Below are 12,675 nucleotides of genomic sequence, written 5' to 3'. Positions count from 1 at the left end.
TAAGGATTATTAAAGTGGATTTAAGCTTAAATAAAATCGTTATTGTCACCGGTGGTGCTAATGGTATCGGCAAAGGGATTTGTAAATATTTGGCACAAAAAAACGTTATCGTTATCGCATTAGATATCAATGAACAAGCCGGATATGATTTAGTCAATGAAGAACCACGTATTCGGTTTCGTTTAACGGACGTTACTCAAATATCGGATATTAAAAACGCGTTAGATTGGGTGAAATGTCAATTTGGAAGACTAGATGGTCTCATCAATAATGCTGCTATTTCCAACCCTTACAATACTCCCTTACACCAATTACCGTTAGATGAATGGCACCATATTTTAAATGTTAACTTAACATCCCCTTTAGCCATGAGTCAGCAGTGCCTACCTTTACTTACTGAAAGTAAAGGACATATTATTAATATGAGCTCAACAAGATATCTACAGTCTGAACCAAACACTGAAGCTTACGCTGCAAGTAAAGGTGGATTGGTATCATTAACTCATGCACTCGCTGTGAGTTTATCTCCCAATATAAAAGTAAACTGTATTTCACCGGGTTGGATTCATACAGATACGAGTCAATTACGAGGTATCGATCATCAGCAGCACTTGTCTGGACGAGTTGGAAATGTCAATGATATTGCTGAAATGGTTGATTTTTTACTTTGTAGCCAAGGTTTCATAACGGGGCAAAATTTTGTTGTGGATGGCGGGATGACAAAGAAAATGATTTATTGCGAGTAAATAGCACTTCAGTAAATGTTCATATTAAGAAGTGCTATTTCTAATATTATTTAGTAACGGTAAATTGGGCAATCATTGTCGTGTTTTTAGCCGTTATATCTATTTCCCAAACCATTGAGTTATGTGTACATGCTGGAACGGTAAACTCTCCCACCCAAGTGTTCTTATTATGCTGCGTAAATATAATGGGTACCGTTCCCATATTCATTGAAACACCTGAAGCAGTAGCTGACGGTTTAACATCCATGTTGGTTATTTGTAATAGAATTGGTGCTTGTGCAGATATTTTTTTTGTTAAAAGCTGTACATCAACGTTCTTATCATCTAACAAATACTGACAATTTGTTGTGTCTAATTGACATATTTTCACTCCATCTTTAAGACTATCTTCACCTTCGGGAGATGTATATGTCACTGTTCTCCAAAAAAAAGCTGAAATCAATATAGTCATTAACACTATTATTTGGATTAAACGACCACGGGTTAGTTTTTCTGCTGCCATATTTTACAAATATTCCTGTGTTACAGAGCTCAAAATTCTCACATACTGTTACTTAAGCGTAAATGTAATGTGGTCACCCCACTCTGAAAAATGTGTTAGCTCAAGTATTATGAGAAATGAAAATGCCACTTCTACAAAAAAATAGCAATTTGAATCTTGTTTTGATGAGTAATCAGAGGAGCAAGGTCGAATGTCAACATTTTTGGGGATATGGATTACTATTATTAATGTAGTTCGTTCTCGTTTTCGGTAGGTTGATACTTTAAATATTAATGCGAATATACGAATTATTCCGGATAAAGATATTAGCCAAATGATCATGACCTACGTAAAAGGTACTTATCACACCGGAATCTTTAATTGGCCCATGGTTAGTTGATATTGAACCTTTTAAAAGTGATTGGAGTTTACAAGGACGTGTAGACGTACCATCACCTTCTCCGACTTCGTTGTACGGGCAGAGTAAGGAATGACAATAGAAAAACATGTTCATGATGAGTGCTACCACTGCGGTGATCCTGTTCCTAGTGGTTGCCAATTTGAAGTCGAAATATTAGGCCAACTTCGATCTATGTGTTGTCCTGGCTGTGAAGCCGTTGCAACAACGATTGTTAAAAGTGGCCTTACTTCGTATTACGAGTACCGAACTGAGCCTGCCGAAAAAGCCGATTTAGTCCCCGAACAGTTTAAGTCTCTCTCCCTTTATGATCATGCAGATATTCAGCAAGATTTCGTACGAACGACAGATCAAAATTTCAGTGAGGTGTCCCTTTCTGTTGAAGGTGTCTCTTGTGCTGCTTGCGCATGGTTAATTGAAAAGCAATTAGTACGCGAAGATGGTGTTATTTCCATTCGTGTAAATACTACGACCAATCGTGCATTGCTCGTTTGGGATACTGAAAAAGTACAACTCAGCCATTTATTAACGGTTATCCATAATATTGGCTATCAAGCATCACCCTTTGAAGCTGATGCTCAAGAGCTACAATACCACAACATAATGAAGCAATATTTGTATAAGCTAGGTATTGCGGGCATTGCTACCATGCAGGTGATGATGCTTGCATTTGCGCTCTATTTTGAAGTCTTTGACGATCTAGATAGTGAGTTTAAAAACTACCTCCGTTGGGTAAGCCTAATTTTTGCCACCCCCGTTTTACTCTACTCAGCACTCCCTTTTTATATTAATGCATGGAGAAGCCTAAAAGCCTTCACATTAGGGATGGATGTGCCTGTTTCAATCGCTTTATTGTTTGCTTACGGTGCAAGTTTATACGCAACTGTTATGGAAAAAGGCGAAGTATTCTTTGAATCCATTTCAATGTTTACGTTCTTTTTACTATTGGGTCGATTCTTAGAAATGCGTGCCCGTCGACAAGCAGCGGCCGCCAGTGCAAATTTGTTAAAACTCATACCAAATATGGCTACGCTTGCTAATGGTGAACAAGTTGCAGCAAAAACGCTTAAAATAGGTGACGTTGTCACTATATTACCAGGGGAGCATTTCCCTGCAGATGGTGAAATAAATAAAGGATTAACAACCGTTAATGAATCCATGTTAACGGGAGAGTCAGTGCCTGTCACTCGCGCGATTGGAGATAAGGTGTATGCAGGGACGATTAACGGTGATGCCAATGTCACAATGACAGTTACAGTCAATAGAAATGACTCACTTATTTCTAATATCGTACGCTTGCAAGATGAAGCTCAACTCTCAAAACCTAAAGTGGCAGAGTTAGCCGATAATGTAGCTCGCTATTTTGTTGCTGCAATACTGATTATCGCAGCTAGCACTTGGTATTATTGGCATCAAAATCAACCTGATGATGCATTATGGATCACATTAGCTGTCTTAGTTGCCACCTGTCCGTGTGCCCTATCATTAGCCACACCAACGGCTATTACCTGTTCAACGTCTACACTTAGTAAATTAGGGATATTGCTTCGTCAAGGGCATGTATTAGAAACGCTATGTAACGTTAATCGACTGGTATTAGACAAAACAGGCACCTTAACTGAAGGTAATATTCGTTTAGTTGAAACGCGTACATTCGGAAACATAGAGCAAGACAAAACGTTGATGATTGCTGCTGAATTAGAGCGTTTCGCCAATCACCCTATTGCTCAAGCTTTTAGCCAATATCGCCTACAAAGCGTACTTTTTGATAAGGTCGAGAATGTGATTGGTTGTGGTTTGAAAGCAACGCTGAATGGTGATGAGTGGCGCATTGGTAAATATAGTTTTGCTCTTGATATTGAAAATAATCAATCGTTTAAAAATAGTAATGAATTCTCGGTATGGTTAACTTGCAATCAGCAACCTATTGCAGCATTTAAATTAGACGACCCAATCCGTCAAGAAAGCGCTCTTTTAGTTAAACAATGTCAGCAACATGGTATTAACGTAACAATGTTAACGGGTGATAATACTGTTCATGCCAATAACGTTGCTAAACAACTGAATATTGATGAGGTTATAGCTAACCAAACACCACAAGGAAAGTTGGCGTATTTGAACGAATTATTAGCAGATGACGTAGTATTAATGATAGGTGATGGTGTCAATGACGCCCCTGTTCTCGCAGGCGCTCACCTTTCTGTTGCTATGGGTGGTGGAACAGATATAGCTAAATCTTCAGCAGATATGGTACTAGTTGGCGATAAATTAGAACGTATCTTAGAAGCCCGTACTTTAGCATTGAAAACTCGAAAAATTATTCGAGAAAATTTATCTTGGGCGCTTGGCTATAACTTGATAATCCTACCTCTGGCTATTTCAGGACTGGTGGCGCCCTATTTTGCCGTTGTCGGTATGTCAGCAAGCTCGATCATTGTTGTATCAAATTCTTTAAGGTTATTAAAATAAATGGAAAGTCTTTACATATTAATACCTATCGCTATTGTTTTTGTCTGTATTGCTATCGGTATATTTTTATGGGCAGTGAAAAGTGAGCAATTTGATGATTTAGAGCGTCGTGGATATGATATTTTGTTCGACGAAGATGATACTAAACATAAAAACACAGTTTCCAATTCTGAATTAATAGAAAAAAAGCCAAGTAACGATCAAGATAGCAATAATGGTTAATTTAGATTTTTATGCTGCCTTTTTAATCGGCTTAATGGGCGCTGGCCATTGCATTGGTATGTGTGGTGGTGTTGCTGCTGCGATCACAATCGGTATGCCAGAAAACACAAAAAACAGTAAACGTTGGATTTATCTATTAAATTATAATTTTGGAAGATTAGTCGCTTATACAGTTGCGGGGGCAATTATAGGCGCAATGCTTGCGAGTATTGCTACCATTAATGGATCTAATAGCCCATTGATATTCATGCGCTTTTTAGCAGCAATTATGATGATTATTTTAGCGTTATATATTGGCCAATGGTGGTTTGGGTTAAACAAAATTGAACGTGTTGGGCAAGTGGTATGGCGATATATCTCACCACTAGCCTCATCATTTCTTCCCCTTAAATCACCGATAAAAGCTTTGCCATTTGGTTTTCTCTGGGGCTGGCTACCTTGCGGTTTAGTTTATTCAACTTTAACATGGGCAGCTGTTTCTGGAAGTGCTCTAAATGGTGCAATAGTAATGCTTGCTTTCGGGTTAGGTACATTACCTGCAATGTTAGCGGTTGGCGGTTTTGCGACACAGTTAAAAATATGTCTAAAGAACCTCTATTTTAGGCGTGTTAGTGCATTATTATTAATGGTTTATGGCATTCAAACTGGTTATATAGCAATCAAACAAATATTGTGACCTTTTTATTACTCGTAATAATGCTTCATAATATGTTAAAATATTGACCTACATCAAATTGGTTAGACAGGCATATGATTTCAGACAAGCTTACAACAAAACGTATCCAATCAGGTGGGTGTGCAATTCACTGCCAAGATTGCAGTATTAGTCAGTTATGCATTCCTTTCACGCTGAATGAGTCTGAGCTAGACCAACTGGATCAAATCATAGAACGAAAAAAACCGATCCAAAAAGGTCAGGAGCTATTTAAAGCAGGTGACGAACTAAAATCGTTATATGCTATTCGTTCTGGCACCATTAAGAGCTACACCATTACCGAACAAGGTGACGAGCAAATTACTGCCTTCCATCTTGCAGGTGATTTAGTAGGTTTTGATGCGATCAATGAAATGCAGCATCCAAGTTTTGCTCAATCACTTGAAACATCAATGGTGTGTGAAATCCCATTTGAAATCCTTGATGATCTTTCTGGTAAAATGCCAAAGCTTCGTCAACAAATCATGCGCTTAATGAGCAATGAGATTAAAGGCGATCAGGAAATGATCTTGCTGCTTTCTAAAAAGAATGCTGAAGAACGTCTTGCCGCTTTCTTATATAACTTATCACTACGTTTTTCTCAGCGCGGTTTTTCTCCACGTGAATTCCGTTTAACAATGACACGCGGTGATATTGGTAACTACTTAGGCTTAACGGTTGAGACTATCAGTCGTTTATTAGGGCGTTTCCAGAAATCTGAGATGTTAAGTGTAAAAGGTAAATACATTACAATTATTGATCACGATGAGTTAGCTCGTCTTGCTGGTGTGGCTAAAAGTAACACATTACCTCCACAATAATCGTTTTAGCCCTATCCTTTTTAAATTTTAAAGCATCGTTTATACGGTGCTTTTTTATTTCGCTAATCCGCTATTTCTTATATTTATTTGTCCAGCGTATCAAAGTTTACATAATTTTCTCTATTATCGTTCCCATATCTTTCTATTCTAGGTTACAGTATTTATAAGGATTTATTTAATCTTTTGATATCTAAGTACATAGCCGTTGTTATACCTGTTTTAAATTCAACTTATCAAGAGATTGCCTACACAGTTGTGTAAAGGAGGCATTATGCAAAAGTATAAAAATATATTAGTCGTCGCAGATCCTGAAAAAGAACAACAACCAGCGATCTCGCGCGCTGTTCATCTTGCTAAAATGAGCAAAGATGTAAAAATTATTATTTTCTTAGCTATTTATGATTTCTCTTATGAAATGACGTCAATGTTATCATCAGACGAACGTGATGCTATGCGTCGCGGTGTGGTAATGCAGCGAGAAGAGTGGTTAAAGGAAATCATTCAGCCTTACTTAGAAAAAGACGTTGATATAGAAATTAAAGTGGTTTGGCATAATCGTCCTTATGAGGCCATCATTGCTGATGTATATAGCCAAGACATTGATTTACTTATCAAAGCCACTCATGAACATGATCGTTTAGGCTCTGTGATTTTCACACCAACAGATTGGCATCTGCTTCGTAAATGCCCTATTCCTGTACTTTTAGTTAAAGGTAATAACTGGCCTGAGCACGGCAAAGTATTAGGTTGCGTCAATATCTCTACCGATGATGAAACTCACGAGGAGCTTAACGAAAAAATCGTCAAAGAATCATTTGCGTTTGCTTCTATCGCTAATGCCGAAGTTAATTTAGTTAATGCTTACCCTGCAACACCGGTAAATATTACGATTGAATTACCTGAATTTGATCCTGCTAGTTATACCGATGCTGTACGTGGGTATCACCTAACGACGATGAAAGCACTCCGTCAAAAATATGGAATTAGTGAAGAGCAAACTCATGTGCTTGAAGGTTTACCTGAAGATATTATTCCTCAAGTTGCTGAAGATATAAAAGCAGAACTTGTTATATTAGGAACAACAGGTCGGACTGGATTATCGGCTGTCTTTATAGGAAATACCGCTGAAAATACGATTGATAGTTTAAATTGTGATTTATTAGCTTTAAAACCTGATGGGTACGTTAGTCCATTAGCACCTAATATCGATTAAGTAAGAAAGGCCTCTATTGAGGCCTTTCTCTTATAGAATGCGATTTATTTCTTCTCAGATTCTTGTAGCGTTAGCCATTTGGCAAATTTGGTAAGATACCACTCATTGGCTTTTTCTTTACAATATGCTCGACTTAACTTGCGACGACTCCATTCAGAAGCAATAGCTGATCGAGTCTGATTTGACGTCCGTTCTTTTAAATAAATGCTGCACAATTGAGCATTTGTCATATTTTGCGCATAGCCATTAACTTGCCCACCACCTAGCCCCAATTCTTGTGCTTGATGAGAGCTACAACCCACCATGAATACAAGGCTCGTTGTGATTAAAATACTGCGTAACATGCATGTCTCTATCGTCGAAATATTTCCAATCATGTTATCAGCTTAAAAACACAAAGAATATTGTTAGGTATGTGTTGTGCCACTGACAATGTCTTATTTTTGATAAAAATGACTTCTTATTGATAATCTACTCTTAAAAACACACCGTTTTAGGCTGGTTAACGTCATGAATAGTTATCATTTTTTAAGTCGTTATATATGCTGTCTCACCCTGTTGTTTTCAGCTTCTGCTTTTTCATTAGGCATTAACGATAGTAAATACATTGAATTAGGAGGAAGTTTAGATCCAAGTGTCGTCAATAATGTTAGTAGCGTATTAGAACAAAATGCGAATGTTGAACAATTTCGCTCCGTCGGTTTAGTGATTGGTAGCGGATATTGTTCAGGTACATGGCTTGGGAGTGATGAATCTCATAGCTATGTACTAACGGCTGCACACTGTTTATCAGGCTCTGATTCTTCAGAATATTCAGGTCAATATGTCTCGTTTAAACAACAAGATGGGACGATTATTGCTGCAGGTATTTCTACTAACTATTTTCGTACCTTTACTGGCTGCAGTGATGACATAGCGGTCGCAAAAATCCCGAAAGTCTCCGATCCCCTAGATGCAAATGGTGATGTCATTAAGCAACCGTTTGTCGACAATAATTTAAATACTGATTTGCTACTTAACCCTACTACCTTCACAGGATTTGGTATCTTCGGTTCACGTTCATTAGGTCAACTTGGCTATATTGGTAGGCGACATGGTGAAGGACATATTCGTTATTATTACCAAGACTGTTTAATAAATCAGGCCATTGAGAATACAGACGCATGGGCATTTGCAAGCCCAGGTGATAGTGGCTCTGCGATTTGGCAACAACGGAATGAACACCCTGTTGCTGTCGGTATTTCGTCATGGTGGTATGGCTGGCAATATGGGTATTCAGGTCACGTCCCTATTGCTTTACATATTGATTGGTTAAAAGGTGTCGTTCCTGTATTAAAAACCGTAGATGATATTGAAGATGAGCCGCCAGTTGAGGAACCTGCATGGTTATTAACCCATGAAGCACCGATAGAAACCGATCCTTTAGAACAAAGTGTACGAGGCTCTGTTTATTATGTTAAGGGCGACAATGTTGTTTCTGGACCTGAACGATTTGTTTGGCGTTATCCACGAAAAATGACCAAATTTTCCGTTGCATTAACCCAAAAAGAAAACAATACAGAACATGAAGTCTGGTTGCGAGGTCAACGTAAAACACATTGTGGCTGGGGACGTATTAATAACAGTGCATGGTGTTACCCTGCGCCAAACTTAGGTCAACTTAAACTAGAATTTATTCAAGCAGATAATCCGACATTGCCTATCGGTACTTACAGTGGTGATTTTAGTTTAATGGTAAAAAGTCTCTATAACCGCTCTTACTCAGATGAAGTAACCGTTGCAACAAATATCGAGATTACTTCTGCACTTCCAAGTGACGGAGTCATTACTGATTCAACACCTTACGTTTCTCCTCGTTATGAAAAAGATGTTTATGGCAGCGTATATTATCTATCTGATAATAAAATGAACCGTAATCGTGTGGTTTGGCGTCGCTATAACCGAGGTTATAGTCGTTTGAAAGTAAATGTAACGAATACAGAAACCGGAGAACAACAAACTATTATGTTGCGCGGAGAACGCTATATGGGTTGTGGGTGGACAATAATGAACAATGCCGCCTATTGTCGTTATATGCGCCCTGTTTATGGTGAGTTACGTGTGAGCTTTATCGCTGATGACAATAAAGATTTACCTATTGGTGAATATTCTGGATCTTTATCCGTTAACGTGAAGGGCTTACATAAGCGTGGGTTAACTAAAGACTTACACCTTGATATTAAATTAAATATTACCGAGTAATGTATGAAAAGAGTGATCCAATATACTGGTTTAGCGCTGATTGTTGGGTTGCTCTGTGTCTTTATTTTTAAACCCGACAAAACAGCTAACGAAATAAAAACACCTGAAATTGTAAGTGATACATCACGTACAATAAATAAGAATCAACTAACAAAAAACCTTTATGAGGTTGCTGAAGCGCCCAAAGATTTTAAAATATTAAGTATGGAAGAAGAAATAATCATTGATGATCCTTCTTATGTCGCTGAAGAAGATCTAGAAGGTAACCCACAACTTCATAGTTATGATCATCAAGTAGCGACAACAATTGATACACCGATTAATCTATTAACAGGCGAAGATCTCTGGCTTTACCGCCCCAATTTACTAGACAAAGTGAAACAAGAACAAGGAATATCAATACTACCGATTGAAAGTATTGTGGAAATAAATGATGAGTTACTCAGTATTTTAACTATTGGTGATAGCTTAGTTTTCACCATGCCAAATGGTGCTGAACAACAAATAATAGTCTCAAAGATAAATACAATAAGTGACAAGGTAACATCATGGGATCTTCAAAACACACAACGCCAAGATATAGGGAAGATTACACAAATAAGTAACTTAACAGAAGGTTCGTTTATTACTGACAATAAAGACGAATACCACTTAAGAACCGTGAATAATAAAGGATGGATAACCAGCAAAAGTCAGTTGATGAGTAACAACGATAATGCAGTAAAAAGAAACAGTGAGGCATTTTCTGAGCTTCTTAAATAAAGGGCTAAATTCTTTGTCGTATTTGGCAAAGTTTATTAGCCCATTATTTTAACAACGTAGTGACTAAACGTTAGTCACATCAATAAACATCGACTCATCAATGTTTGTTGAAGAAACCGTCGCTTCAGTAAAGGCATACTCAGCCTTCTCACCTTCACGATCTAATGGCAAGTTAACAAAATCAAATAGATTTTTATCAGCTAACTGGCTTGGACTGATGTTTTGGATAGATTTAAAGATAGCATCTACGCGACCTGGTGTTTTCTTGTCCCAATCAATTAACATCGCTTTAATACTTTGACGTTGTAGATTTTCTTGAGAGCCACACAGGTTACAAGGAATAATTGGGAAGGCTTTATGCTCTGCGTACTTAATTAGATCTTTTTCACGACAGTAACTTAATGGACGAATAACAACATTACGACCATCATCAGAACGTAACTTAGGCGGCATTGCCTTTAAACGAGAGCCGTGGAACATGTTTAAGAATAATGTTTCAACGATATCATCTAAGTGGTGCCCTAGTGCGATCTTAGTTGCACCAATTTTCTCAGCAAAAGAGTACAGCGTACCACGGCGCAAACGAGAGCAAAGACCACAGGTTGTTTTACCTTCTTCCACTTTCTCTTTCACTACAGAGTAAGTGTCTTTATCTACGATATAGTATGGGATATTTAAGCTAGAAAAGTACTCTGGCAGAATATGCTCAGGGAAACCTGGTTGCTTTTGATCTAAGTTAACCGCAACAACTTCAAAATTGATCGGTGCTGCTTTTTGCAGGTTCAATAAGATATCCAGCATCGCAAATGAGTCCTTGCCGCCACTGATACATGCCATCACAACATCATTTTCTTCAATCATGTTGTAGTCAATAATGGCGTTACCGACATTACGACGTAGACGCTTTTGCAGCTTATTAAATTCAAGTACTTCTTTACGATTATCTGTCTGATTCATTACTACTTCTCTCACCGTCGGTAATCCCGACAGTAGAATTGCTGGATAAGAATTTATAGGGCGTGAATTATACGGATTTTAGACTCAACAGGAAATAGTAAACTACGGAAAACCATCATTGGATAAATCGATACAAAAAAGCTCGGCTAAAACCGAGCTTCTTTGTATACGAATCTTTAACCTTAAAAAGCGATTAAATTAACTAAATAATCCAGCAAAGAACTTTTTAACATGATCAACAAGGCGGCTGAAAATACTGCCTTGTTCAACTGAATCTAATGCAACAAGTGGTTGAGACGCAACTTCTTTACCATCAACAGAGTAAAGTACCTTACCGACGACTTCACCTTTCTCGATCGGTGCATCAAGTTCACCATTAAGCTCAACGCTTGCTGTCAATTTTTTGGTGTCGTTACGTGACAATGTCACATAGCTTGAACTATCAACACCTAACTCAACGTTCTCTTTATTACCAAACCATACGCGTTCAGATAAGATTTTATCGCCAGCTTTATGTGGCACGACTGTTTCAAAAAATCGGAAACCGTAATTTAGTAAGGCTTTACTTTCTCTTTCACGGGTTTTGGTACTTTTTGTTCCCATCACAACCGCAATTAAACGCATGTCACCTTCAGTTGCAGAACTTGTTAAGCTATATCCAGCACCGCTTGTGTAGCCGGTTTTCATACCATCAACATTCATGCTTTTATCATACAGCAGACCATTTCGGTTACGTTGGGTAATGTTGTTATATGTAAATGATTTCTCACTGTATAGCGGATAAATTGATGGTAAGTCGCGAATTAACGCTTGGCCTAATAATGCAATATCATACGGTGTAGTATAAAGATCACTGTGATCTAAACCATGAGGATTCGCAAAATGTGTAGCATTCATTCCTAGCTTTTTAGCCCATGAGTTCATTAAACCCACAAATGCTTGCTCAGAGCCAGCTACGTGTTCAGCAAGTGCAACACTTGCATCGTTACCTGATTGAATAATCAAACCACGGAACAAGTCCATTAGTGGTACTTCACTCCCTACTTCGATAAACATTTTCGAAGAATCAGGGAAATTACGTGCCCATGCGTTACGGCTAATAACAACAATATCATCTTTACTGATATTGCCTTGTTGCATTTCCTGACCAGCAACATAACTAGTCATTAATTTCGTCAAGCTTGCAGGGTTTAATTTTTCGTTAGCATTCTTCTCGACTAATACTTGGCCTGTATTGTAGTCCATCAATACATAACCCTTTGCACTTAATGTCGGTGCATCTGGAATAACAGAAGGTGCTGCTAATGATGAAAACGACACAGTACAAAGCGCAGTTACACCAACGAGAGAAAAAAGCGGTGATGTCTTTTTCATTTGAGGCAAAATCCCTTAAAAATACGATAAACAATCTAATATAACTATTTACAACATCATAAGTTCGTAAAATAGTTCAAATAGGTATATTAGTTGAGGCCCATTATAGCGTTTGCAATATGAAAAACTTCCTTTTGTAACACTGTTTTACGATTTGCACGCCATCTTTACATTTATAGCGTTAATAAAAAAAAATATAAACGTTTAATACTGCCTCTATCGTGTTTTTTTATTATTGCTCACGTTGTTATAAATTTTTCCCTATTTTAATGAACCT

12 protein-coding genes are annotated in these 12,675 nt (G+C 37.8%); 8 read left to right on the top strand and 4 right to left on the bottom strand.

The annotated features are described in order from the left end of the window. Positions 1–14: 14 nt before the first annotated feature. Positions 15–746 (top strand): SDR family oxidoreductase, encoded by a 732-nt coding sequence (locus C9J40_RS09460; protein ID WP_107246649.1) that lies wholly within the window; start codon positions 15–17, stop codon positions 744–746. Between the two features lie 46 nt (positions 747–792). Here C9J40_RS09460 and C9J40_RS09455 read toward each other — a convergent pair whose 3' ends face one another. Further along, positions 793–1,248 carry a hypothetical protein gene (locus tag C9J40_RS09455; protein WP_107208163.1) on the bottom strand — a complete coding sequence of 152 codons (456 nt, stop codon included), beginning with the start codon at positions 1,246–1,248 and terminating at the stop codon, positions 793–795. Positions 1,249–1,717: 469 nt separating this feature from the next. Between C9J40_RS09455 and C9J40_RS09450 the strand changes: the two genes are divergently transcribed. The 5 genes from C9J40_RS09450 (at position 1,718) to uspE (ending at position 7,064) form a co-directional block, all read left to right on the top strand. Beyond that, positions 1,718–4,114, top strand: coding sequence for a heavy metal translocating P-type ATPase (locus C9J40_RS09450; RefSeq protein ID WP_107246648.1), 2,397 nt, complete (start codon positions 1,718–1,720; stop codon positions 4,112–4,114). Continuing rightward, the gene (ccoS, locus tag C9J40_RS09445; protein WP_107208165.1) at positions 4,115–4,336 is read left to right on the top strand and encodes a cbb3-type cytochrome oxidase assembly protein CcoS; all 222 of its coding nucleotides are present in this window, start codon (positions 4,115–4,117) and stop codon (positions 4,334–4,336) included. Next, positions 4,329–5,012, top strand: coding sequence for a sulfite exporter TauE/SafE family protein (locus tag C9J40_RS09440; RefSeq protein WP_107208166.1), 684 nt, complete (start codon positions 4,329–4,331; stop codon positions 5,010–5,012). The genes ccoS and C9J40_RS09440 overlap by 8 nt, the downstream gene beginning before the upstream one ends. A gap of 74 nt (positions 5,013–5,086) precedes the next feature. After that, positions 5,087–5,851, top strand: a complete 765-nt coding sequence (locus tag C9J40_RS09435; protein ID WP_105060229.1) for an FNR family transcription factor — start codon at positions 5,087–5,089, stop codon at positions 5,849–5,851. 271 nt (positions 5,852–6,122) lie between these two features. Beyond that, complete coding sequence (uspE, locus tag C9J40_RS09430; protein ID WP_107246646.1) at positions 6,123–7,064, top strand: universal stress protein UspE; 942 nt, start codon at positions 6,123–6,125, stop codon at positions 7,062–7,064. A gap of 44 nt (positions 7,065–7,108) precedes the next feature. Here uspE and C9J40_RS09425 read toward each other — a convergent pair whose 3' ends face one another. Beyond that, positions 7,109–7,408, bottom strand: coding sequence for a hypothetical protein (locus C9J40_RS09425; RefSeq protein WP_107208220.1), 300 nt, complete (start codon positions 7,406–7,408; stop codon positions 7,109–7,111). A gap of 166 nt (positions 7,409–7,574) precedes the next feature. Between C9J40_RS09425 and C9J40_RS09420 the strand changes: the two genes are divergently transcribed. After that, on the top strand, positions 7,575–9,305 hold the full coding sequence (locus tag C9J40_RS09420; RefSeq protein WP_107246645.1) for a trypsin-like serine protease: 1,731 nt from the start codon (positions 7,575–7,577) through the stop codon (positions 9,303–9,305). A 3-nt stretch (positions 9,306–9,308) separates the two neighbouring features. Beyond that, entirely contained in the window at positions 9,309–10,067 is a 759-nt protein-coding gene (locus C9J40_RS09415; RefSeq protein WP_107246643.1) for a hypothetical protein, read from the top strand. A gap of 63 nt (positions 10,068–10,130) precedes the next feature. Here the strand turns inward: C9J40_RS09415 and ttcA are convergent, their stop codons facing one another. Together ttcA and C9J40_RS09405 are read right to left on the bottom strand one after the other, a co-directional pair. Continuing rightward, complete coding sequence (gene ttcA, locus C9J40_RS09410) at positions 10,131–11,024, bottom strand: tRNA 2-thiocytidine(32) synthetase TtcA (RefSeq protein WP_107208217.1); 894 nt, start codon at positions 11,022–11,024, stop codon at positions 10,131–10,133. Positions 11,025–11,222: 198 nt separating this feature from the next. Beyond that, on the bottom strand, positions 11,223–12,398 hold the full coding sequence (locus C9J40_RS09405) for a D-alanyl-D-alanine carboxypeptidase family protein (RefSeq protein WP_107208216.1): 1,176 nt from the start codon (positions 12,396–12,398) through the stop codon (positions 11,223–11,225). Between the last annotated feature and the right edge of the window lie 277 nt (positions 12,399–12,675).

This window comes from Photobacterium sp. GB-72 (genome assembly GCF_003026095.1).
Taxonomy (GTDB): Bacteria; Pseudomonadota; Gammaproteobacteria; order Enterobacterales; family Vibrionaceae; genus Photobacterium.
Note: the sequence above shows the minus strand (reverse complement) of the source record. Positions and strands in the feature narration are given on the sequence as shown.

Coding starts and splice junctions, on each gene's coding strand:
- C9J40_RS09455 (WP_107208163.1), bottom strand. CDS start 1,248: ATGGCAGCAGAAAAACTAACCCGTGGTCGTTTAATCCAAATAATAGTG.
- C9J40_RS09450 (WP_107246648.1), top strand. CDS start 1,718: ATGACAATAGAAAAACATGTTCATGATGAGTGCTACCACTGCGGTGAT.
- ccoS (WP_107208165.1), top strand. CDS start 4,115: ATGGAAAGTCTTTACATATTAATACCTATCGCTATTGTTTTTGTCTGT.
- C9J40_RS09440 (WP_107208166.1), top strand. CDS start 4,329: ATGGTTAATTTAGATTTTTATGCTGCCTTTTTAATCGGCTTAATGGGC.
- C9J40_RS09435 (WP_105060229.1), top strand. CDS start 5,087: ATGATTTCAGACAAGCTTACAACAAAACGTATCCAATCAGGTGGGTGT.
- uspE (WP_107246646.1), top strand. CDS start 6,123: ATGCAAAAGTATAAAAATATATTAGTCGTCGCAGATCCTGAAAAAGAA.
- C9J40_RS09425 (WP_107208220.1), bottom strand. CDS start 7,408: ATGTTACGCAGTATTTTAATCACAACGAGCCTTGTATTCATGGTGGGT.
- C9J40_RS09420 (WP_107246645.1), top strand. CDS start 7,575: ATGAATAGTTATCATTTTTTAAGTCGTTATATATGCTGTCTCACCCTG.
- C9J40_RS09415 (WP_107246643.1), top strand. CDS start 9,309: ATGAAAAGAGTGATCCAATATACTGGTTTAGCGCTGATTGTTGGGTTG.
- ttcA (WP_107208217.1), bottom strand. CDS start 11,024: ATGAATCAGACAGATAATCGTAAAGAAGTACTTGAATTTAATAAGCTG.
- C9J40_RS09405 (WP_107208216.1), bottom strand. CDS start 12,398: ATGAAAAAGACATCACCGCTTTTTTCTCTCGTTGGTGTAACTGCGCTT.